The 22,080-nt window shown below is 71.4% G+C and carries 21 protein-coding genes; 13 read left to right on the top strand and 8 right to left on the bottom strand.

Translation table 11 applies throughout. The annotated features are described in order from the left end of the window. The first annotated feature begins 144 nt into the window (after positions 1-144). Both PV396_RS33170 and PV396_RS33165 read left to right on the top strand, forming a co-directional pair. Complete coding sequence (locus PV396_RS33170; RefSeq protein WP_319211013.1) at positions 145-600, top strand: MarR family winged helix-turn-helix transcriptional regulator; 456 nt, start codon at positions 145-147, stop codon at positions 598-600. Positions 601-734: 134 nt separating this feature from the next. Further along, positions 735-2,054 (top strand): beta-ketoacyl-[acyl-carrier-protein] synthase family protein, encoded by a 1,320-nt coding sequence (locus PV396_RS33165; protein WP_319210969.1) that lies wholly within the window; start codon positions 735-737, stop codon positions 2,052-2,054. Positions 2,055-2,086: 32 nt separating this feature from the next. Here the strand turns inward: PV396_RS33165 and PV396_RS33160 are convergent, their stop codons facing one another. After that, positions 2,087-3,223 (bottom strand): Ku protein, encoded by a 1,137-nt coding sequence (locus PV396_RS33160; protein ID WP_319210967.1) that lies wholly within the window; start codon positions 3,221-3,223, stop codon positions 2,087-2,089. Positions 3,224-3,279: 56 nt separating this feature from the next. Between PV396_RS33160 and ligD the strand changes: the two genes are divergently transcribed. Continuing rightward, positions 3,280-4,143: a non-homologous end-joining DNA ligase gene (gene ligD, locus PV396_RS33155; protein WP_319210965.1), complete on the top strand. Its 864-nt coding sequence runs from the start codon at positions 3,280-3,282 to the stop codon at positions 4,141-4,143. Between the two features lie 64 nt (positions 4,144-4,207). On the opposite strand, the gene PV396_RS33150 is transcribed toward ligD, so the two are convergent. After that, positions 4,208-5,011, bottom strand: coding sequence for a nuclease-related domain-containing protein (locus tag PV396_RS33150; RefSeq protein WP_319210963.1), 804 nt, complete (start codon positions 5,009-5,011; stop codon positions 4,208-4,210). Positions 5,012-5,136: 125 nt separating this feature from the next. Here PV396_RS33150 and PV396_RS33145 point away from each other — a divergent pair, with 125 nt between their 5' ends. From PV396_RS33145 to PV396_RS33120, 6 genes are all read left to right on the top strand, one after another. Next, the gene (locus PV396_RS33145) at positions 5,137-5,643 is read left to right on the top strand and encodes a dual specificity protein phosphatase family protein (protein WP_319210961.1); all 507 of its coding nucleotides are present in this window, start codon (positions 5,137-5,139) and stop codon (positions 5,641-5,643) included. Positions 5,644-5,816: 173 nt separating this feature from the next. Next, complete coding sequence (locus tag PV396_RS33140; RefSeq protein WP_416071516.1) at positions 5,817-6,566, top strand: hypothetical protein; 750 nt, start codon at positions 5,817-5,819, stop codon at positions 6,564-6,566. Further along, positions 6,563-7,867, top strand: coding sequence for a HAMP domain-containing sensor histidine kinase (locus tag PV396_RS33135; RefSeq protein WP_319210959.1), 1,305 nt, complete (start codon positions 6,563-6,565; stop codon positions 7,865-7,867). The genes PV396_RS33140 and PV396_RS33135 overlap by 4 nt, the downstream gene beginning before the upstream one ends. Positions 7,868-7,933: 66 nt before the next feature. Continuing rightward, the gene (locus PV396_RS33130) at positions 7,934-8,485 is read left to right on the top strand and encodes an SH3 domain-containing protein (protein WP_319210957.1); all 552 of its coding nucleotides are present in this window, start codon (positions 7,934-7,936) and stop codon (positions 8,483-8,485) included. A 41-nt stretch (positions 8,486-8,526) separates the two neighbouring features. Next, complete coding sequence (locus tag PV396_RS33125; protein WP_319210955.1) at positions 8,527-9,945, top strand: FtsW/RodA/SpoVE family cell cycle protein; 1,419 nt, start codon at positions 8,527-8,529, stop codon at positions 9,943-9,945. A 62-nt stretch (positions 9,946-10,007) separates the two neighbouring features. Further along, positions 10,008-11,465 (top strand): penicillin-binding protein 2, encoded by a 1,458-nt coding sequence (locus tag PV396_RS33120; protein ID WP_319210953.1) that lies wholly within the window; start codon positions 10,008-10,010, stop codon positions 11,463-11,465. Between the two features lie 112 nt (positions 11,466-11,577). On the opposite strand, the gene PV396_RS33115 is transcribed toward PV396_RS33120, so the two are convergent. Next, entirely contained in the window at positions 11,578-12,504 is a 927-nt protein-coding gene (locus PV396_RS33115) for a hypothetical protein (RefSeq protein WP_319210950.1), read from the bottom strand. A 72-nt stretch (positions 12,505-12,576) separates the two neighbouring features. Between PV396_RS33115 and PV396_RS33110 the strand changes: the two genes are divergently transcribed. From PV396_RS33110 to PV396_RS33095, 4 genes are all read left to right on the top strand, one after another. Continuing rightward, positions 12,577-13,506 carry a diiron oxygenase gene (locus PV396_RS33110; RefSeq protein WP_319210949.1) on the top strand — a complete coding sequence of 310 codons (930 nt, stop codon included), beginning with the start codon at positions 12,577-12,579 and terminating at the stop codon, positions 13,504-13,506. Between the two features lie 189 nt (positions 13,507-13,695). Beyond that, the gene (locus PV396_RS33105) at positions 13,696-14,349 is read left to right on the top strand and encodes a TetR/AcrR family transcriptional regulator (protein ID WP_319210947.1); all 654 of its coding nucleotides are present in this window, start codon (positions 13,696-13,698) and stop codon (positions 14,347-14,349) included. A gap of 4 nt (positions 14,350-14,353) precedes the next feature. Next, a complete protein-coding gene (locus PV396_RS33100; RefSeq protein WP_319210945.1) occupies positions 14,354-14,674 on the top strand; it encodes a hypothetical protein in 321 nt (106 codons plus the stop codon). 103 nt (positions 14,675-14,777) lie between these two features. After that, entirely contained in the window at positions 14,778-16,025 is a 1,248-nt protein-coding gene (locus PV396_RS33095; protein WP_319210943.1) for a C40 family peptidase, read from the top strand. On the opposite strand, the gene PV396_RS33090 is transcribed toward PV396_RS33095, so the two are convergent. From PV396_RS33090 to PV396_RS33070, 5 genes are read right to left on the bottom strand one after another with little or no spacing between them, the layout of a single operon-like run. Next, on the bottom strand, positions 15,998-17,251 hold the full coding sequence (locus PV396_RS33090; protein WP_319210941.1) for a styrene monooxygenase/indole monooxygenase family protein: 1,254 nt from the start codon (positions 17,249-17,251) through the stop codon (positions 15,998-16,000). The two genes, PV396_RS33095 and PV396_RS33090, sit on opposite strands and share 28 nt — an antisense overlap. 47 nt (positions 17,252-17,298) lie before the next feature. Then, entirely contained in the window at positions 17,299-17,964 is a 666-nt protein-coding gene (locus tag PV396_RS33085) for an ATP/GTP-binding protein (protein WP_319210939.1), read from the bottom strand. After that, complete coding sequence (locus PV396_RS33080) at positions 17,945-18,352, bottom strand: DUF742 domain-containing protein (protein ID WP_319210937.1); 408 nt, start codon at positions 18,350-18,352, stop codon at positions 17,945-17,947. Before PV396_RS33080 ends, PV396_RS33085 begins: the two co-directional genes overlap by 20 nt. Continuing rightward, positions 18,349-18,903, bottom strand: coding sequence for a roadblock/LC7 domain-containing protein (locus PV396_RS33075; protein WP_319210935.1), 555 nt, complete (start codon positions 18,901-18,903; stop codon positions 18,349-18,351). The genes PV396_RS33080 and PV396_RS33075 overlap by 4 nt, the downstream gene beginning before the upstream one ends. Next, complete coding sequence (locus PV396_RS33070) at positions 18,900-21,839, bottom strand: nitrate- and nitrite sensing domain-containing protein (protein WP_319210934.1); 2,940 nt, start codon at positions 21,837-21,839, stop codon at positions 18,900-18,902. Before PV396_RS33070 ends, PV396_RS33075 begins: the two co-directional genes overlap by 4 nt. Positions 21,840-22,080 lie beyond the last annotated feature (241 nt).

Genomic DNA, 22,080 nt, shown 5'->3' with positions numbered 1-22,080 from the left:
TCGGAGAGGATGAAGACGACGCGATGTGCACGATACACAAGAAGTGCATCATGCACATCTCCACTGAACGCATTAACTTGGCAGGGGGCCCGCCGAGGAGAGGCCCCTTCAGGAGCCGGAGGAAGCAGCTGCATGGACAAGCCCATGGACAAACCCGTTGATCAGATCGAGTTCGAGATGATGCTCCTCGGGCGGTACATGCACCTGCTCTCGCCCACGTCGCGGGGCATGGTGGGACGGCTCGACCGCAGCGCGTACATCGTTCTCAGCCGCATCGAGGCGGAGGGGCCGATGTCCATCGGCCAGCTCAGCGCCGCGTTCGGCCTGGACGTGTCCACGCTCAACCGGCAGACCGCCGCGATGGTCCGCGCGGGGATCGTCGAACGCATCCCCGACCCCGAGGGGGGCATAGCGCGCAAGTTCGCGATGACGGAGGAGGGCGAGCGCCGACTGGCAGCCGACCGCGCGGAGAACCGGGTGGGCCTGGGCAAGATCATGACCGAGTGGACAGCCGGGGAGGTCGCCGACTTCGCCGCCCATCTGAGCCGCCTCAACCGTGACGTGGAGCGACTGGACGGACGGCCGTGGCCGCGCGACTGATCGGCACCGCCGACAAGCGGTGAACGCTCGCGCACGCTTGAAGCGTGAACCAACTCGGCATGAATTGCCCCTGGCATGGGCAGAGTTGAGGTGCGCCGACCGTCCCGCGCCGCATTCCGGGAGGCAGCCCAGTCATGCACCCCGAGCCGGACAGCCGCACCCGCCGTCCTTCCGGGCACCCGATTCCCCGCCGGGTCGTCGTCACCGGCCTGGGAGCGGTCACCCCGCTCGGCATCGGGGTCCCCGACCTCTGGCGAGGCCTCCTCGAAGGCCGGTGCGGGATAAGGGAGTTGACCGGCGAGGAGTTCACCGGCCTGCCGGTCCGCTCGGCCGGCACGGTTCCTGTGGATCCGGCCGGTCTGCTCCCCCGCCCCCAGGCCCGCCGGATGAACCGGGCCGCGCAGTTCGGCGTACTGGCGGCGCGGGAGGCCTGGCGGGACGCGGGCTTCGACGGTTCGGGCACGGAGGCCAGCGGCCTGTCCCCCGACCGCGTGGGAGTGTCGGTCGGCGCGATCCTGGGTGACGCGTCGGTGCTGGTCGGCGGCGACCGCCGACTGCGCGAGAAGGGGCCCCGGGCGGTCTCGCCGCTCACCACACCCATGACGGTGCCGTCGCAGGCGGCGTCCCAGATCTCACTGGCCCTGCGCATCACGGGCGAGGCCCGCACGGTGACCAGCGCCTGCGCGTCGGGCACGGAGGCGATCGGCCAGGCGATCGACCGCATACGGTACGGCCATGTCGACGTCGCCCTCGCGGGTGGCGCCGAAGCTGTCGTCACCCCGGCGATCATGGCGTCGTTCGCCGCGATGCGCGCCCTGTCGACGCGCCCCGCCGGGGATCTGCCGTCCCGCCCCTTCGCCAGGGACCGGGACGGTTTCGTCAACGGCGAGGGTGCCGGTTTCCTGCTCCTGGAGTCGGAGGAGCACGCCCGGGCGAGGGGCGCCCGCGTCTACTGCGAGGCGGCCGGCTGGGGCCTCTCGGCCGACGCCCACCACATGGCGGCCCCGGACCCCTCGGGCACCGGCGTGGCCCTCGCCCTCCGCCGCGCCCTGCGGGACGCCGGAGGCCGCCCCGCCGACGTGATCCACGTCAACGCGCACGCCACGGCCACTCCGGACGGCGACCTGGCGGAGGCGAACGCGCTACGGACCGTACTGGGCACACCGGGCGCACCGGGCAGACCCCGCGTCCCCGTCACGGCGCTGAAGGGCCACCTCGGTCATCTTCAGGGCGCCGCGGGCGGGGTGGAGGCGGTGGCCACGGTCCTGACCCTGCACCACGGCACGATCCCGCCGACGATCGGCTGCGCGGAGGGGGAACAGGACGAGGCGATCGACCTGGACGTGGTGAGGGGCTCTCCGCGCGCCCTGCCCGGCCACGGCGACCTGGCCCTCAGCAACTCGTTCGGCTTCGGCGGCCACAACGCGGTGCTGGCGCTACGGCGGGTGGGGTAGGGAGCGGGGAGGAGAAAGGGGGAAGAGGGGGATCACGCCGAACGCTTACGGGCGGCGGCGGTCTTCTTGGCAGCGGTCTTCTTGGCCGTACTGGCGGTACTGGCCTTGCTGGTGCTCGCCGTCTTGCTCGCCGTCTTGCTCGCCGCCCTGCTCGTCGTCTTCTTGGCGGTGCCGGTCGACTTCTTGGCGTCGGCGGCCTTCTTGGTGGCGGCCTTCTTGGCGGTGGTCTTCTTCGCGGTGGAGGTCGACTTCTTCCCCGGCTCGGCCTTGGGCGTGGCTCGGGAACTCGTCCGGGGTGCCGCCCTGGAAGCCGTACGCCGCTCACGCAGCGACTTGACCTCCCCTTCCCCCTCCCCTTCTTCTCCTCCGGCCTCGGCTTCCGCGACCGTCTCGCCGCGCGATTCCTTGGCCTCCCGCACGCTCTTCTCCAGCGCGGCCATCAGATCCAGCACCTTGCCGCCACCGCTCGGAGCCGGGGCGTGCGGCGCCTCCTCGCCGGAGGCCTTCGCGGCGACGAGTTCCTCGACGGCCTCGCGGTAGTCGTCGTGGAGGTCGGCGAGGTCGACCTCGCCGAGGGTGGCCATGAGGGCGTCGGCGAGATCGAGTTCCTGGTCCCGTACGGTGACGCCCGCGTCCGGCGCGACACCCTCCGTGCCCCGGATCTCGTCGGGCCACAGCAGCCCGTGCATGGCGATGACGTCGTCGACGACCCGCAGCATGCCGAGCCGCTCCCTCCCCCGCAGGGCGAACTTGGCGATGGCCACCTTCTGACTGCGCTTCAGCGCCTCACGCAGCAGGGTGTAGGGCTTGGCGGCCGGGACGCCGTTCGCGGAGAGGTAGTAGGCCGTGTCCATCTGAAGGGGATCGATCCGGTCACTGGGCACGAAGGCGACGATCTCGATGGTCTTGGCGGTGGGCAGCGGCAGTGACGCCAGATCGTCGTCGGTGATCGGGATCATCGCGCCGTCGGCACCCTCGTACGCCTTGCCGATCTCGTCCCCCCGGACCTCGCGGTCCTCCATCTCGCACACCTTGCGATAGCGGATGCGTCCGCCGTCCTCGACGTGGATCTGCCGGAAGGAGATCGAGTGGCTCTCGGTGGCGTTCACGAGCTTGATCGGGATGCTGACCAGCCCGAAGGAGATGGCGCCGTTCCATATGGATCGCACGAGGTGAACCTTCCTCCGGAGGTGGCTTTGCCCCGCTTTCGTGGGATTCTCATCGTATGACGCCGATCACGGAGGTGGAGGGGCGAAGGGTGGCCCTCTCGAACCTGGAGAAGGTGATCCACCCGGCGACAGGCTTCACCAAGGGCGAGCTGCTCCACTACTACGCCACCACCGCGGACGCCCTCCTCCCCCACCTGCGCGACCGCCCGGTCTCCTTCCTGCGCTATCCGGACGGCCCCGACGGCCAGGTCTTCTTCACCAAGAACGTGCCGCCGGGTACGCCCGACTGGGTCACGACGGCACATGTTCCGCGCTCGGAGGGCCCGGCGCGCATGGTCCTGATCCAGGACCTGCCCTCCCTGATGTGGGCGGCGAACCTGGTCACGGAGTTCCACACCCCCCAGTGGCTGATCGACGCCCCCGGCGAGGCGGATCGCCTGGTCATGGACCTGGACCCCGGCCATCCGGCGACGATCGTGGAGTGCTGCGAGGTGGCGCTGTGGCTACGGGAGCGGCTGGCGGCGGACGGGATCGAGGCGTACGCGAAGACGTCCGGCTCGAAGGGCCTGCACCTCCTGGCCCTGCCGGCTGCCAGGACCCCGTCCGGCGAGATCACGGCGTACGCGAAGGAACTTGCGGTCGAGGCGGAACGCGCCCTCCCCCACCTGGTCGTCCACCGCATGACCCGCAGCCTGCGCCCGGGCAAGGTCTTCGTCGACTACAGCCAGAACGCGGCCCGAAAGACGACGGCGACGCCGTACACGCTCCGGGCACGCAGAGAGCCGACGGTCTCGACGCCGGTGACGTGGGAGGAGGTGAGGGAGTGCACGGATCCGTCCCAACTCGCTTTCGGGGCGGGGGACATCGGGGGGCGGCTGGGGTCGTACGGGGATCTGTTGGCACCCCTGCTGAGGAATTGACCCCCCGGGATACGAAGCCATCCGCCTCCCTTACCCCCTTGCTCCCCCCTACCCGTGACCGCCCCTAAACCCGCCCCCAAGTCCCCCGATCCCGAGCCACCGCATGCAGCGCCTCCACGTCCGCCGGTTTCAGCACACCCCCCAGTCGCGCCAGCCCCGGCAGTTCCGTGTCCTGGAGGACCCTGACCTCTCTCAGGGGGACCGTGAATCTCAGGTCGGCAGGGCCGGCCAATGCCAGGACCGGGTGGACCTCTGCCGTCAGGGCGTGCGAGGCGCGGTCGGCGATTGCGCGGACTCTGCGGAGCAGGGGGTGGGGGTCGCGGCGGCCCAGGGTCACCATCGGGTCGGCGATCAGGACGCGCTGCTTGCGGGCGTACAGGGTGGTCACCGCGAACAGTCCGCCCGGGCCGATCACCAGGTGGTGGATGCGGTCGCCGCCGGGTAAGGGGAGCGAGTGCAGGGTGTGCCAGCCCGCGCCCTCCAGCGCCTCCAGGGCCTCGCCCACCGCCTGTTCCGCCGTCAGGGCGCGTCGCCTGGGGTCCGGGCGGAGGCGGTGGGGCGGGGCCGGGTCGCGGTCCAGGGCGATCTGGAGGGCCTCGCCGGGACGGTTCGGGGCCAGGTCGTCGTCGGGGTGGAGGGACAGCCGGGCCAGTTCCGCCGGAGTCGGGACCGGGGGCGGGCCCACCGTCACCGGGCCGGTCAGGAACGGCCCCAGGGCCTCCAGTACGTCCCCTCTGAGGTCCTCGCTCAGCAGGTTGACCCGGGACGACTCACGGTCGTACCAGGCGATGCTGCGCCCGTCCGTCATGCACACGTACAGCCGCTCGTGGCCTTGGCGCCAGGCCGGTACGACGCGCAGTCCGCTCATCCACCATCACCCCAATCCCCGCACGCCCATGGGAACAGGCGGGGTGCTGCGACGGCAAGAACCCGGTTACCTTTGAGGAGAGTCGGGGGCGGAGTCGGTTGCCCCGAGTGGGGGAGGCGGCGTAGTTGCGGACCCGCAGGAAGCAGCCCGACGTACCGGCTCCGGGCGAGCCGTGGAGCGAGATCGTGCCCGGTCTGTGGATGGGCGGACACGAGTTCGCCAGGCGCCCGGGAGAGCTCGAACTCGCCGTCGTGCACGACGAGTTCGACCTGGTCATCACCCTGTTGAGAATGCCGGGGCACGGGCCCGATCCCGGCGTCGAGCATCATGTGTGGGCCATCCCGGACGGGCCGCTCGACGGGACCCAGCTCGCCGGTGTGATCCGGCTCGCCGAGGCCGCGTGCGTCGCGCAGGAGGACGGGCGCACGGTGCTCGTCCGTTGCTACAGCGGGTACAACCGGTCGGGGCTCGTCGTCGCGCACGCCCTGATCCGGGACGGACACACCGTCGACGAGGCGATCCGTCTCATCAGGTCCCGCCGCTCGCCCTGGGCCCTGCACAACGACCTGTTCGTGGACTATCTGCGGACGGGCCTGCCCACGGCCCGGCTGCTGGAGGAACTGGCCGAATAGGTGGAGCGGGCGCAGCGGGCGGGGCCTGATGAGCGGACACCGCACTCACAACCCCGGCGTGGCGGGCGGAGCAACCCACCCGGCGTCCATGTCCGCCGTGCGAATAAGGTGTCGGGTACGAGGCGACCGACCGGTTGTCGCCCGCACATCCCCCGGCCCGGAGCAGGAGCGCATTGACTCCCAGCCGCATCTCCCGCGCCGCCCTCGCCTGCCTGGCCACCCTGGCCCTCGCCGCCCTCACCTCCGCCTGCGGCGACGCCGGCGGGCTGCGCGGTGCCGGGCCGACCGCCACCGCCTCCAGCCCCGCCCGGCTCTGGCCCCAGCTGCCCGCCGCCTCCAGCCCCGCCTGGGACTACGGCGAGGCCGAGACCGAGACCGTGCGGGGCGTCACCGCCCCCGGCGACGACATCCACAAGGTCGACCCGGTGGCCGTCGTACGGGCGGAGATCGCCGCGCATCCCGACCTGTACACCGCCGACAGTCCCCCGTACGCCGGGACAGCCGCCGGGATGGCGAACTGCGGCCGCAAGAGCAGCGGCGCCGGTTCCGGTGTGGGCGCCTGTCCCGTCCTCAAGGCCTACTACCGCGACCTCACCGGGGACGGCCGCGACGACATGGCCCTCGGTTTCCGGCTGCTGCCGGGCAACGGGACCGCCGTACGGGTGTACACCTTCCAGCGGCACAAGCTGGTGCAGATCATGGCGAACGACGACGCCGTGACCGCCGTGCAGCTGGCCGGCCGGGCCGTGATCATCCGGTCGCCCTCGCAGATCCCCGGGTACGAGTACCGCACCCAGTGGACCTGGGACGCCGACCAGAAGGCGATGCTGCTCACCCGGGACGAGTTCCTCCGTACCGGCAAACCCAAGCACGCCCCCTCCTCCCTCACCGCCTCCGCGTCCGCCTCCGCGAGTCCCCGGTGAGGGCCGTGCTGCCTGGCTGGGCGGGCACCCTCGCCGCCAAGGCCGCGCTGTTCATCACCGGGATGTGCTGCGCCCTCGCCGCCCTGCTCGGCGTCCTCGTGCATGTCTCCGTGACCCACCAGACCGTCGACCAGGCCCGCGACCGCGCCCTGTCCCGGCTCGTGGAGGCCACGTCCGCGTACGAGGCCGGGGACGCGCTCCGGCCACACGCCGGGATCGATCCCGAGGGGCTGCCGAAGCCGCTGCGGACGCTCGCGGCGGCCGGGGAGCGCGGCACGATGGTCACCGACCACGACGGCGTGCCGACGATGTGGGCGGCCGGCCCGGCGGAAGGCGGCCACGCGCTCGCCGTGGCTCTCGACTACTCGCAGAGCGCCCGGACGATCGAGGGCCTCGACCGGGCCATCCTGTGGTCGTCGGGTCTCGCCATCGGCGCGACGCTGCTGGTCGGCGCGTTCGCGGTGACCCGGGTGAGCCGCCGCCTGCACGCGACCGCGCAGGTGGCCCGCCGGATCAGCGCGGGCGACCTGGACGCCCGCGTCGGCGACCCCCGAACGAAGGACCCGAGCCGTTCGCCGGACGAGGTCGCCGCCGTCGCCGCCGCCCTCGACTCGATGGCGGCCTCGCTGCAACGCAAACTGCTCAGCGAGCAGCGCTTCACCGCCGACGTGGCCCATGAGCTGCGCACCCCGCTCACCGGGCTGCACGCGGCGGCCGAACTGCTGCCTGCCGGCCGCCCGACCGAGCTGGTCCGGGACCGGGTCGCCGCGCTGCGGACCCTCACCGAGGACCTGCTCGAGATCTCCAGACTGGACACGGGCAAGGAGCGGTTGGAGGTCGACACCGAGGCGCTGGGCGCCCTCGCCGAACGGGTCGTACGGTCCGTACGGGGTGCGCGGGACCCGGGAGCCGCCGGGGCCGACACGGAGATCGTCGTCGTCCGTGACGCCCTGGTGGACACCGACCGGCGTCGGCTCGAGCGGGTGCTGGGGAACCTGGTCGCCAACGCCCACCGGCACGGCCGTACGCCGGTGACGCTGACCGTCGACGGGCCGGTGGTGAGCGTGCGGGACCACGGTGACGGCTATCCGGAGTACCTGGTGGAGCACGGGCCGCAGCGGTTCCGTACGGAGGGCGGGGCGACCGGACACGGGCTCGGGCTGACGATCGCGTTGGGCCAGGCGGAGGTACTGGGCGCCCGGCTGGTCTTCGCCAACGTGCCGAGGAGCGAGGGCGGCGGCGCCCTGGCCACGCTCACGCTGGCCGAATCCCGAGGGCTCGCCACCAACGGCCCAGCGTGACGGGCGCCTTACACGACCCGCTCCTAGCGTGGCGGTTAGTCAGCTCGTCCGGACAAAGGAGCCCACATGCCATCGCGGACCGCCCTGACCCGCCTCGGTATAGCCGTCGCCACCACCGCGCTCTCCGCCGCCGCCATCGGCCCGGCACTCGCGAGTCCCGCCGACAACGACTGGGGCCAGCAGAACAACGGCAACAGCTGGAACCAGCAGCAGCCGAACAACAACCAGAACAACAACCAGAACAACCAGAACAACCAGCACAACCAGAGCAGTCAGAACAGTCAGAGCAGTAGCAGCTGGAACCAGCAGCACAACAGCCAGCAGCAGAGCAACAACGGCGACTGGGGTCAGCACAACAACAGCGGCACCAGCAGCGCCGTCGGCCCCTACCGGGGCGTCGTCACCGCCGTCGGCGGACTGCGGCTGCGCAGCGCGCCGAACCGTGGCAGCGCCATCATCCGGGTCGTCCCGCAGGGCGCGATCGTCAACATCTTCTGCAAGGTCGGCGGCGAGAACGTCGACGGCAACTCGCTCTGGTACCTCCTCACGGACGGCACCTGGGCCTGGGGCGCGGCCCGCTACATCAACAACATCGGCGCGGCACCGCGCTTCTGCTGACCTGCGCACCATTTGTCATCCGTTTTAGGTAGATTCCGGACATGACGAAGCCCGGAACCACCGTGGCGGCGGAGTACGAGGAATCCCCGAAGCCCTGGCTCTCGGAGCCCGCCGATCCCTCCGCTCCCGCTCCACGCGTCCCCCGGCGCCGTGGCATCGAGTTGGCCCTCCTCGTCGTCGCCGTCCTCCTCTGTGTGTACGGCTACTGCGCGGTCGGCCTCGCGAGGAACGGCACCGTCCCACCCGGCGCCGCCGGTCACGGCGCCGGGCTCGGCGTTCTCGCCCTCCTCGCCCATCTCGCGGTGCGCCGCCGCGCCCCCTGCGCCGATCCGCTGCTGCTGCCCATCGGCGTGCTGCTCAACGGCCTCGGCCTGGTCCTCATCCACCGGCTCGACCTGGAGACACCCGGGCACCGGGCCGCTCCGGCCCAACTCGTCTGGTCCACGGTCGGAGTCGCGCTGTTCATCGTGGTCGTCGTCTCGCTGCGCGACCATCGTGTCCTCCAGCGGTACGCGTACGTCTGTGTGACCGCCGCCCTCGTACTGCTCGCCCTGCCGATCTTCTTCCCGTCGGTGAACGGGGCCCGCATCTGGATCCGGATCGCCGGATTCTCCATCCAGCCCGGCGAGTTCGCGAAGGTGCTGCTCGCGGTGTTCTTCGCCGCGTACCTCGCCACCAATCGGGCCGCGCTCGCGTACACGGGCCGCCGGATCTGGGGCCTGCGGCGTCTCCAGCTCCCCACCGGGCGGGTGCTCGGCCCGATCGTCGCGATCTGGCTGCTCAGCGTCGGCGTGCTGGTCCTGGAGCGCGACCTCGGCACCTCGCTCCTCTTCTTCGGCCTCTTCGTGGTCCTCCTGTACGTCGCCACGGGCCGCACCGGCTGGATCGCGGTCGGGCTGCTGCTGGCCGCACTGGGCGCGTTCGCCGTCGGCACCCTCGAACCGCACGTCCACAGCCGCGTCGAGGACTGGCTGCACCCCTTCGCGACGATCGACGCAGGCCAGGGCCCCAACCAGCTCTCCCAGTCGCTGTTCGCGTTCGCGGCGGGCGGGGTCCTCGGAACCGGCCTGGGCCTCGGCCACTCGATCCTGATCGGCTTCGCGGCCAAGTCCGACTTCATCCTGGCGACGGCGGGCGAGGAACTCGGGCTGGCCGGTCTCTCCGCGATCGTCATCCTGTACGCCCTCCTGGTGGAGCGCGGCTACCGGGCCGGCCTCTCCCTCCGTGACCCCTTCGGGCGGCTGCTCGCCATCGGCCTCGCCTCGATCGTGGCCCTGCAGGTCTTCGTCATCGCGGGCGGGGTGTCGGGCCTCATCCCGCTCACCGGCATGGCGATGCCCTTCCTGGCGCAGGGGGGCTCGTCCGTCGTCACCAACTGGATCATCGTGGCGCTGCTGATCCGGATCAGCGACTCGGCCCGCGGCCGGCACCAGGACGACGACGGGCAGCCCACACGATGACGAGACAACCCGAAACCCGGACCAAGTCGCGACGGCCCGAACGGGCAAGAAAACCACGGCAGATGAGCCGCTGCATCAAGCACGCAGCCGTCTTCTGCGCCCTGCTCCTGCTGTCCCTCCTCGTCAACATCACCCGCGTCCAGGTCGTCCAGGCCCAGCGCTACGACGACAACCCGGCCAACCGCCGCCAGGTGATCGCCCGTTACGGCCAGCCGCGCGGCGCCATCCTGGTTGGCGGGCGGCCGGTCACCGGGTCCACCGACACCGGGGAGCAGCTCCGCTACGAACGGACGTACAAGAACGGCCCGTTGTACGCCCCGGTCACCGGTTTCGCCTCCCAGGTGTACGGCACGACGTTCCTGGAGCACGCGGAGGACGGCATCCTGTCGGGCACCGATCCGCTGCTGGCGCCGTTCCCCCTGTGGAACGACGTGACGCGTGCCCGGAACCCCGGCGGCAAGGTGGTGACCACCATCGACCCGGCCGCCCAACAGGCCGCCTACGAGGGCCTCGCCGGGCGCAAGGGCGCGGTCGCGGCCGTGGAGCCGTCGACCGGACGCATCCTGGCCCTGGTCTCCTCACCCTCGTACGACCCGGCGGCGCTGTCCGGCAACAGGCTCTCGGTGAAACGGAGTTGGCGACAGCTGAACGGTGATCCGGACAAGCCGATGCTCAACCGGGCGGTGCGGCAGACCTATCCGCCGGGTTCGACGTTCAAGGTGGTCACGGCGGCGGCGGCCCTGGACGCGGGGGTGGTCACCGATCTGGACGAGCCGACCCGCTCCCCCGACCCGTACCGCCTCCCTGGTACGTCCACGGTGCTGACGAACGAGGGCGACGGGTGTGCGGACGTCTCGCTGCGGGAGGCGTTCGCCTGGTCGTGCAACACGGTCTTCGCCAAGCTGGGCGTGGACGTGGGCGTGACCGACCTGGCGGCCACGGCGGCCGGCTTCGGCTTCAACGACCCGGGGCTGCGCATCCCCTTCTCGGTCGCGCGCAGCACCTTCGACCGGCACGTCGACAGGGCGCAGTTGGCGTTGTCCGCGATCGGCCAGTACAACACGCGGGCCACTCCGCTCCAGATGGCGATGGTCTCGGCGGCGGTCGCCAACGGCGGTCAGGTGCCCTCCCCTTATCTGGTGGAGCGGGCAACCGACGTCAACGGCACGACAGTTGCCACGCCGGGGGTGCGGAGCCGGTTCCGGGCGATGCAGCCGTCGACCGCCGTACGGATGCGCGAGCTGATGCGGGACGTCGTGGAGCGGGGCACCGGCACGAACGCGGCGATCCCCGGCGCGACGGTCGGCGGCAAGACGGGCACCGCCCAGCACGGCGTCGGCAACTCCGGTACCCCGTACGCCTGGTTCGTCTCCTGGGCGCAGGGCGAACGGGAGGTCGAACCGACGGTGGCCGTCGCGGTGGTGGTCGAGGACGCGTCCGCCGACCGTACGGACATCAGCGGGGGCGGGGTGGCGGCGCCGATCGCGCGGGCGGTGATGGAGTCGGTGCTCGGCGGGTGAGACAGGGGCGAGCCTGGTCCCACGAGCCTTGTCCCCGACCTGCCGTGCGGCCACGACACCGTCCCGCACACCCCCGCCGCCCACGAACTCGCCCAGGGCGATTGGCCTCCGGTCAGCCGATCGGCTTCCTGATCTCGCCGCGGATCTTGGCGGCGGTCTCGGCGGCCGCCGCCAGGTCCACCTGGTCGGGCTTCTTCGTGACCGAGTCGGCGGTGATCTCGGCGATGGAGGCGCCGGTGTTGCCGTCCACCCAGCCGCAGACGGGCATGGTGATCTCCGTACCGAGCTCAGTCTGGATGAGCACCTCGCAGGTGACGGTGACGTCGGAGCCCGCCGGCTTGAAGTCCTGGGGTTTGACGGCGATCTTGGCCCCCTCGCCGCCGGCCGCGCCCTTCATCATGTTGTCGCGGGCGAGAGCGGTGTTCTTGAACCGTCCGTACATGCCGGAGATCACCAGCGTGCCCTTCGCCTGGTCGCCGCCGAGGCTGTACTGACCGACCACGGCCTTGGTGTCCCGGGCGTCCCAGGCGCCGTCGGCCTCGTTCTCGATGGCCTGGCCCTCGGAGCGGGAGAGGTCGCCGGCGAGTTCGTACTTCTCGTCGAGCACCTTCTGCGGGAGCGTCAGCTTGTACTCGGCCTCGGGGAAGCCGGTGTCGGACTTCACGCTGAACCAGTACAGGCCGGCCACGGCCGCCACGGTCAGCACGACGGCACCGCCGACGATGCCGAGAATCAGCCCGACCTTGCTCTTCTTGGGCGGCGGAGGCGGGGCCCCCCAGGGCGCGGGGGCAGGGGCCCCGTAGGGCTGCTGCCCGTAGGGGGACGGGGGCGGCGGCTGCTGGCCGTACGGCCCCGGCTGCTGGCCGTAGGGACCAGGCTGCTGCTGGCCGTAGGGGCCCGGCTGCTGCCGGCCATAAGGGCCCTGCTGCTGCGGGGCCTGATACGGCGGCGGGGGCGGCTGCTGGCCGTACGGTCCCGAAGTCGGGGGCGGGCCATAGGGGTTGCGGTCGGGCGGCTGGGGCGGCGGAGTCGTGGACACGCCAGCACGCTACTGCACCTGGGTGACACCCAGGGGATTGACCGACTTGCTGACAAGCGGTCTCATAAGAATGTGACGACAGTGACGGAAGCCGAGATACTCCGCGACGCGCTCGGCGTGCTCAAGGACCGGGAACAGGTGGCCGAGCGACTGCTCGACGCCTCCGCCAAACACTCCTTCGACCCGGACAGGGAACTGGACTGGGACGCCCCCTTCGAGGACGGCAAGTGGTTCTGGCCGCCCGAGCTGGTCTCGCTCTACGGCACCCCGATGTGGAAGCGGATGAGCGAGGAGCAGCGTCTCCTGCTCTCCCGGCACGAGTTGGCGGCGCTCGCCTCGCTCGGCATCTGGTTCGAGATCATCCTGATGCAGCTCCTCGTACGGCACATCTACGACAAGGCGGCGACGAGCGCGCACGTCCGCTACGCCCTGACGGAGATCGAGGACGAGTGCCGTCACTCGAAGATGTTCGCCCGGCTCATCAGCCGTGGCGGCACGCCGTACTACCCGGTGAGCCGCGCGCATCACAACCTGGGCCGCTTCTTCAAGACGGTGTCCACCACGCCCGGTTCCTTCACGGCGACCCTGCTGGGCGAGGAGGTCCTCGACTGGATGCAGCGTCTGACGTTCCCGGACGAGCGGGTGCAGCCGTTGGTCAGGGGCGTGACGAGGATCCATGTGGTGGAGGAGTCCCGCCACGTCCGCTACGCCCGCGAGGAGCTGCGCCGCCAGATGATGACGGCCCCCAGGTGGTCCCAGGAGTACACCCGGGTCACCTCCGGCGAGTTCGCCCGCGTCTTCTCGGTCGCCTTCGTCAACCCGGAGGTCTACGCGAACGTGGGGCTGGACACGGCGGAGGCGGTCGCCCAGGTCCGGGCGAGCGGGCACCGACGGGAGGTCATGCAGACCGGCGCACGGAAACTGACGGACTTCCTGGACGACATCGGGGTCCTACGGGGTGTCGGGCGACGGCTGTGGAGGTCATCGGGGCTGCTGGCTTGACTTGAGAGTGCGGCCCGGTGGGTGCTGGTCGCGCAGTTCCCCGCGCCCCTGAAAGACAACGACACGGGCCTGCGGCCCGAAAAGCACGGGGCGCAGCCCCTGCTTTTCAGGGGCGCGGGGAACTGCGCGACCAGCCACAACGCACCCGCACCCGAAACACAACCGCACCCGTCCGACTACCCTGCACACATGCCCGCCGCCCCTGCCTACCGCCGTCTGAACGTCGAGGAGCGCCGCAGCCAGCTCCTCGACGCCGCCCTCTCCCTCTTCGCCCACCGCGCCCCCGAAGAGGTCTCCCTCGACGACGTCGCGGAGGCAGCCGGCGTCTCCCGCCCCCTCGTGTACCGCTACTTCCCCGGCGGCAAGCAGCAGCTGTACGAGGCCGCGCTGCGCTCCGCCGCCGAGGAACTCGAGCTCTGCTTCGACGAACCCCCCGAGGGCCCGCTCCCCGAGCGCCTCTCCCGCGCCCTGAACCGCTACCTCGCCTTCGTCGACGAGCACGACGCCGGCTTCAGCGCCCTCCTCCAGGGCGGCAGCGTCGTCGAGACGTCCCGGACGACAGCCATAGTGGACCGGGTCCGCCGTACGGCCGCCGAGCACATCCTCAGCCATCTCGGGGTCGAGAAACCGGGCCCCCGGCTGCGGATGACCGTACGGATGTGGATCACCGCGGTCGAGGCGGCCTCGCTGATCTGGCTGGACGAGGAGAAGGATCCGCCGGTCGACGAGTTGCGGGACTGGCTGGTGGAGCAGTTCATGGCGGTCCTCACGGTGACGGCCGGCCGCGACCCCCAGACCGCGGCGGTCGTTCGCGACGCCCTGGGTACGGATACCGGACACTGATCCCGTGAAGAGCCAAGACACCGCTTTCGAGGGCGGCCCCCTGGACGGCCGTGTGCTGCCCATCCTGCTCGGGCCGACGGGGCACCCGCCGAAGACGTACCGGGTTCCCGTGCCGGACTCGGCCGGCGGCCCGCCGACCGTGCTGGTCTACCGGCGCGTACCCCGGGGCCAACCGGGAAAGCTGGGCCTGCACCCGGGCTGGAAGTACGCGTACGACCCCGAGGGCGACAGGGGCGGCGAAGGCAAGGTGCGCTGGCCGTGGTCGAAACCGGCCACGGGACCAGGCGCCACGCCGCAGGGCAAGCCGGACGACACCGACGGGTGACGGGGTTGGGCCGAACCGCGCACGCTCGCCGCGCGGACCTCGCGCCCGCGTCACAAGCTCGCGGTGCGGAGCGGAAGGGCCGCCTCGCACCGGAGGTGATGACGTGTCAGGAAGGCTTCTGCGTCTGGTGTGTACGGCGGCGATGACGGTCGGCACGCTCCTCGCCCCGATCCCCGCACTGGCCGCACCGGACCCGAGTCCCAGCGCCGTCCCCGCCCCATCGGCGACCGGATCTCCACGCGAGCCCCTTACCGATGCGGCGGAAGAACCGTCCGTGGCCACCCTCCTGACGGATCTTCAGCGGCTGTACCGCGAGGCCGAGCGGGCCACCCGGACCTACACCGCCACCGCCGAGCGGCTGAAGCAGCAGCGCGCCGAGGTCCGGCGGCTGGACAGCAGGCTCGTACGCGCCCGGCTCTCTCTGCGCGAGCGGCGCGGCGCCCTCGGCCGGCTGGCCCGGCAGCAGTACCAGAGCAGCACCGACATCTCCCCGTACGTGCGGCTGCTGCTGGCCCGCGACCCGCAGCACGCCCTCGAACAGGGCCATGTGATCCGGCAGTTGGCGCTGGAGCGGGTCGAGACGGTGGGCCGCCTGGTCGGCGGCGAACGGCACACCGACGGTCTGGCGCGCGCCGCCCGAGCCGCCCTGGACGAGCAGCTCACCCTCGCGGAGAAGCAGAAGAAGGACCGCGACACCGTACGGCGGCGACTGCGGGAGGTCGAGGAGCTGCTCGCCTCCCTCAGCTCCGAACAGCTGGCAGAACTGGCCGAGTTGGAGCGTGCCGAAGTGGCGGGCAGGCAGCGGGAGTTCATCACCTCCGGTGCCCTCAGCGCCGACCGGAAGCCGTCCGCGGAGGGTGAGCGGGCGGTTCGCCAGGCTGTGGCGCAGCTCGGGAAGCCGTACGAGTGGGGTGCCGAGGGGCCGGCGACGTACGACTGCTCGGGCCTGACCTCACAGGCCTGGGAGTCGGCGGGGCGGCCCATTCCCCGGACCAGCCAGGAGCAGTGGGCACGGCTGCCGCACATCCCGCTGGCCGAGCTGCGCCCCGGTGACCTGGTGGTCTACTTCCCCGAGGCGACGCATGTGGCGCTGTACCTCGGGGACGGGATGGTCGTACAGGCGCCTCGGCCGGACGCGAAGGTGAAGGTGTCGCCGCTCGCGGCCAACCCGGTGCTGGGCGCCGTACGGCCGGACCCGGACGGGGAGCCACTGCGGCGGTACACCCCGCCGACGCTCCCCGCCGACGCCACGGAGGGTCCGGACGAGGGTTACTCCCTCGCGACCGAGCCCACGCGAACTGTCGACACCGCCGGCCCCGCCGGCTACGCGCCCGCGACCGAGCCCAGATAGGCGGCCGTCTTGTCCGGCTCGTAGAAGAAGTTCTCGAAGTCGGACGGGTCGTCAAAGGCGTTGGCGAAACGATCAGCCACAGGCGGCAGCTGGCCGGCCGCGCCCAGCAGGTTGACGATGTGCTCCGGCGGCGGGGCGAGCATCGCGTTGGTCCACTTGGTGACGTGCTTGGCGGTGTCCCAGTAACGGTCGAACGTGGCCCGCATCCAGGCCTCGTCGAACTCCTTCTCGCCGTGCTCGAGGATCGAGGCGAGGTACGAAGCCGCGCATTTCGAGGCCGAGTTGGAGCCCTGGCCGGTGATCGGGTCGTTCGCCACGACCACGTCGGCCACGCCGAGGACCAGACCGCCGCCGGGCAGCCGGCCGACCGGGTTGCGGACGGTGGGCGCGTAGCGGCCGGCCAACGTGCCGCCCGCGTCGGTGAGTTCGGCCTTGGTGGCCCGCGCGTACTCCCACGGCGTGAACCGCTCCATGAGTTCCAGGGTCAGGGAGAGGTGTTCGGCCGGGTCGCGCACGCCGTTGAAGACGTCGAGCCGGCCGCCGGGTATGCCCTCCCAGAACAGGATGTCGGCGCGGCCCGATGTGGTGAACGTCGGCATGACGAACAGCTCGCCGACGCCCGGGACCAGGTTGCAGCGGACCGCCTCCGTGTCCGGGTGCTCGGGGCGCGGGCCCAGGCCGTGGACGTAGGAGACGGCGAGCGCGCGCTGGGGCTCGCTGTAGGGGGAGCGCTCGGGGTCGCGGGCGAACATCGACACCAGCTCGCCCTTGCCCGCCGATATGAGGACCAGGTCGTACGTGCGGGAGAAGTAGTCGAGGTCGCCGACCGCCGCGCCGTGGATGACCAGTTGGCCGCCGCGCTGGGCGAACGTCTCCATCCAGCCGGCCATCTTCACCCGCTGGTCGACCGACTGCGCGTGGCCGTCGAGCCTGCCCAGCCAGTCGATCGCACGCTGGGTCGGGCCCGGGTCGTGCGAGCCGGGGGCCGCGACCGAGACGCCGAGTCCTTCGATCTTCGGGGCCTGGGACTCCCAGAAGTTCAGCTGGAGATCGCGCTCGTGCTGGAGGGCGGTGTGGAACATGCACTGCGTGGACATGACCCGGCCGGACCGGATCTCGTCCGGGGTCCGGTTGGACATCAGGGTGACCTCGTACCCGTGCGACTGGAGTCCGAGGGCTGTCTGGAGTCCGGCCTGACCGGCTCCGACGACGAGTATCTTCCGCATACGGTCTGGTCTCTCCCCTTGTCACCGGCTTTCGCCGGCTGCCGTTGTTACTCGGGACTGACGTCCAGCGCGTGCCCCACCAGGGCGAGCAGGGTCTCGATCACCGGGAGACGGCGCCGCGCATCCATGATCATGACAGGTATGTGCGCGGGGACCGTGAGCGCCTCCCGCACGTCCTCGGCGTCGAACTCGGCGCTGCCGTCGAAGTGGTTGACGGCCACGACGTACGGCAGCCCGCAGCTCTCGAAGTAGTCGAGCGCGGGGAAGCAGTCCTTGAGCCGGCGGGTGTCGGCCAGCACGACGGCGCCGATCGCGCCGCGCACCAGGTCGTCCCACATGAACCAGAACCGCTGCTGGCCCGGCGTACCGAAGAGGTAGAGGACCAGGTCGTCGTCGAGCGTGACGCGGCCGTAGTCCATGGCCACGGTCGTGGTCCGCTTGTCCGGGGTCGCGGTGAGGTCGTCGGTGCCCTCGCTCGCCTCGGTCATCAGCGCCTCCGTCTGGAGAGGCTCGATCTCCGAGATGGTGCCGACCATCGTGGTCTTGCCGACGCCGAACCCGCCCGCGATCACGATCTTGGTGGCGATCGGCGCCCGGGTCCGGTCCTCCTGCCAGGGCCGCAACTCCTCTTCACGCGCGGAGGGTTGGCCTTCCGGCGGGAGTTGGAGAAGCGGGGAGACACCACGGGCGACGTCAGAGACGACGGAGTCCACTCAGTACCCTTTCCAGCAGCGCGCGGTCCGGCTGCCCCGGCCCGTGGCCGGTTCCGTACACACGGATCTTTCCCTGGTCCGCGAGATCGCTGAGGAGCACGCGGACCACACCCAGCGGCATTCTCAGCAGCGCGGAGATCTCGGCCACCGTACGCATCCGGCGACACAGTTCGACGATGGCCCGCAGCTCAGGCATGACCCGGGTGCTGAGGGAACCATTCTCCAACTCCCTGCGCTCCTCGGGCGCTTCGATCGCGGCGACGAACGTCTCGACGAGGAGGACATGGCCGAAGCGGGTCCGGCCACCGGTCAGCGAGTACGGGCGTACCCGGGCCGGTTTGCGGTCGCCGCCCCGGACGGGAAGCCTGGGCGTGCCCGGCGTACTCACTTGGCACCCTCCGCGAAACGACCGCGCCCGGCCCTGACGGCCATCGGACCGACCCCGGCGGGCTCGTCGACCACCGAGCGGCGTTCGATCGACTCCCTGAGTTCACTGCGGAGTTCGGGGGTCAGGACGTGTCCGGCACGGCCCACGAAGAGCGCCATGTGGTACGCCACCACGCTCATGTCGCAGTCCGGGGAGCCGTGCACTCCGAGCAGCGAGCCGTCGCTGATCGACATCACGAAGAGGGTGCCGTCCTCCATCGCGACCATGGTCTGCTTGACGCCCCCGTAGTCCATCAGCTTCGCGGCGCCGATGGTGAGGCTGCCGATGCCGGAGACGATCGTGGCGAGGTCCGCGGCGGAGCCCTTGGGGCCGGTCGGCTGGTCGGGCCGACGTTCCGCGTTCCTGTCTGGGTCGGACGAGAGCAAAAGCAACCCGTCGGAGGAGACGACCGCGACCGACGTCAGTCCCGGCACCTCCTCGACCAGATTGGTCAGCAGCCAGTGCAGGTTGCGGGCTTCACTACTCAGGCCGAAGGTACTGGGCGCGGTCAACTGCTTGCCTCCTCGACTGTTCCCCCCGTGGTTTCTTCGGCACGCGCGGGCTGCGCCGTACGAGCCGGTTGTTCCGTCTGTGATGACTGTGACGCCTGTGAGACGTGCGATGCCTGCGGTGTCGGCGTCGGCTGTCCCGTCTGCTCCGCGAGCTCCGCCTCCACGTCACGGCGTCCGTCACGGGCGCCCCGCTGGAAGCCGCCGAGTCTGCGGCGCAGGGCCTCCGCGTCGACGGACCCGACGCGCGCTCTCGGCGGCGCGGCGGGCGCGGTGATCTTCGGGGTCCGCTTGGGCAGCCCCTTGTCGGTGACCGGCTCCTCGTCGGCGCGCTCGTGCGCGTCGGGGCCGATGGCGTAGGGGTCGTCGGAAGCGGTGGTGCCGGGGGTCGTGGGGGCGACCGGCTCGGTGGTGTCCTCGGCCGGGGGGAACGGCAGGAGGAGTTCCATGGTGATCTCGGACGCGGGGAGGGGCTCGGGGGCGGACTCCGGAGCCGGTGCGTCCGTGTCCCGGACCGCTGCCGTGACCGCCTCCGGCTCGGAGACCGCCTCGACGTCTGCCGCTGCCCCTGCCTCCGCCTCCGCCTCGGCGTTCCGTACGGCCCTTTCCGCCAGGGCGATCATCGGGTCCGGGGCGTCGGCCACGTCCGGGTCGTCGAGCGGTGACGCGCCCGGCACCGCGTCTGGTTCTTCGCCGGGCTCCTCCGCCTCCGAACGCCCTTGCAGGACATTGGAGTTGACCTCCGCGTCGACCCCCGGGAAGGAGAGCGTCGCGCCGCCGGACGTCGACGAGACCGACGGCGGTACGGCGGCCGGGTCCGGGGCCAGCAGCGTCTTCGGCAGGATGACGACCGCCGCGACACCCCCGTCCTTCTGCTCCCGCAGCTGCACCCGCACCCCGTGCCGATGTGCGAGCCGCGCGACGACGTACAGCCCGAGCCCGATTCCGTCGCCGCCGTCCTCCTCGGCGTCCCCGGCCGTGTCGTGCGGGGCGTCCGGATCGAAGTCGGCGAGGCGGGAGTTGAGCCGGACCAGGCGCTCGGCGGTCATACCGATGCCCTCGTCCTGGACGGAGAGCATGATCTCGCCGCTCTCCAGGAGCCACCCGGAGATCTCCACCGGAAGCTCGGGCGGGGTGAACGAGGTGGCGTTCTCCAGGAGTTCGGCCAGCAGATGACTGACGTCGTCGGCGGCGAACCCGGCAAGATGCGCGTGCGGCGGCAGCGCGGCGATGCGGACCCGCTCGTACCGCTCGATCTCGCTGACGGCGGCGCGGACCACGTCCACGAGCGGGACGGGGTTGGCGTGCTGCTGGCCGTGTTCGGCGCCGGCGAGGACGAGGAGGTTCTCGTTGTGCCGGCGCATGACGGTGGCGAAGTGGTCGAGCTTGAAGAGGGTGGCGAGCCGGTCGGGGTCCTGCTCGCGCTCCTCCAGGCCCTCGATGACGGCGAGTTGACGCTCGACGAGGCCGAGGGTGCGCAGCGCGAGGTTCACGAAGGTGCCGTGGATGCTGTCCCGCGTCCGCGTCAACCGGACGGCGGCGGCGGCGAGTTCGGCGCGCAGCTCCTCGCGGGCGTCGGCCATCTTCTGGCGCTGGCCGACCAGGTGCTTGCGGTCGGACTCCAGGGTGGCGATGCGCTCGTGGACGGCGAGGGCGCGCGCGTGCAGGGCGTTCACGGAACGGACGACCTGGGCGAACTCGTCATTGCGGCCGGTGAACTTGACGGGTTCCTCGGCGAGCGGGTCGGCGGCCTCGGCGAGCCTGGCGGTGCCCCGGCGCAGCACGGAGAGCGGGCGGGTGAGGGTGCGGGCCATGGCGGTGGCGATACCGACGGCGACCAGGAGGAGGGCGCCGAGGGCGGCGATCCGGATCTCCAGGTCGGTGACGTCCTCGTCACGGAGCTTGATGAGGGCCTTGGCGCGGCGGTCGTAGAGGGAGGACTCGACGCCGCGCATCAGGTCGACGCGGGCGGAGAGGGCCGCGTCCACGGCACTGAGGCTGGTGGCCAGCTCGCGGGTGGAGAGCGTGGGCTGGTCGGTGAGCGAGGCGAGGTACTTGTCGGCGGTGTCGACCTCGGGTCCGGTGACCGTGGAGTCGTAGCTGCCGACCGAGGACTCGGGGGCGCTCTCGCGGAAGTCGGCGAGCGCCGCGTCCGAGCGCACCCGGGCAAGCTGGGCGGCGGTGCTGAGCGCGGTGCGCTGCCTGGTGTTCGCCGGGGAGGTGACGGTCTGCTCGGAGGACAGTCCGGTGATCGGGTCGTACACGCTCTCGGTGGACGTCGGCACGCTGAGCGCGGCCAGCAGGAGGCCCCGGGCGGCGGCGGCCTGCTGGACGGCCGAGTCGAGTTCGGCGAGGGCGTACGCGCCGGCGCCCGCGCGGGGCGGCTGCCGCTCGGCGAACCGGTCGGCGAGGCGGTGCAGTCCGGCGATGGCGGCGGAGTACGTCTCGTGCGCCTCGAGAGCGGTGCTCTTTCCGGCGAGCGCCGCTTTGCGCAGCGACGCGATGTCGTCCAGGTCGGCGCGCAGCGCGGCCGGGATGTCGGGGTTCGCGCGCAGGTCGCCGACCTGGCGGTCGACGCGGGCGGTGCGCTGCGCGGAGGGCGCCTTCACCTTGGCGCGGCCGGCGGCGAGGTAGACGGTGACCTCGTCGCGTTCGTCGGCGAGCGAGTGGGCGAGGGTCAGGGCGTCCTGGGTCTGTGCGGCGAGGGTCACCAGGTCCTGGGAGTCGTGGAGCTGGGAGGAGGCGGCGATGAGGGTCGGGGCTCCTGCCCCGGCGATCGCGGCGGCCACGACGGCGACGGCCACGATGAGCCGGTTGCGGACGTGTGCGGGGCGTCCCCGGCCCGCGGGATCGGTCGGGGCGCCGCCGGCAGTGCTCCCCGCGGGAGCTGTCTGCCTGCCTGTGCGCCGAGGCCGCGTCTTCTGCACCGGTGCTCGCATTCCTGACTCGTGTGCCCATGGGCCCGGGTGACGATGCGTCCGGACCGGGATGACGATCCGTCAACTGCATGGCCGCCCGGATGGTTCTGGCCTGCCGCTCACCCGGTTACGGTTCCGGTTCTCCGGCACGGTCCGGCTTCCGACCCTCCCATGCCCGTGGGCGGGGAGCGCGCGTCACCTGACCCGCCACTCAAAGGAGTGAACATCAAGGAGTCAACATCGGCGCGGAGTTGGCGGCAAG

The organism is Streptomyces sp. ME02-8801-2C, assembly GCF_033793965.1.
Classification (GTDB): Bacteria; Actinomycetota; Actinomycetes; order Streptomycetales; family Streptomycetaceae; genus Streptomyces.
This window is presented reverse-complemented; position numbering and strand designations above follow the sequence as displayed.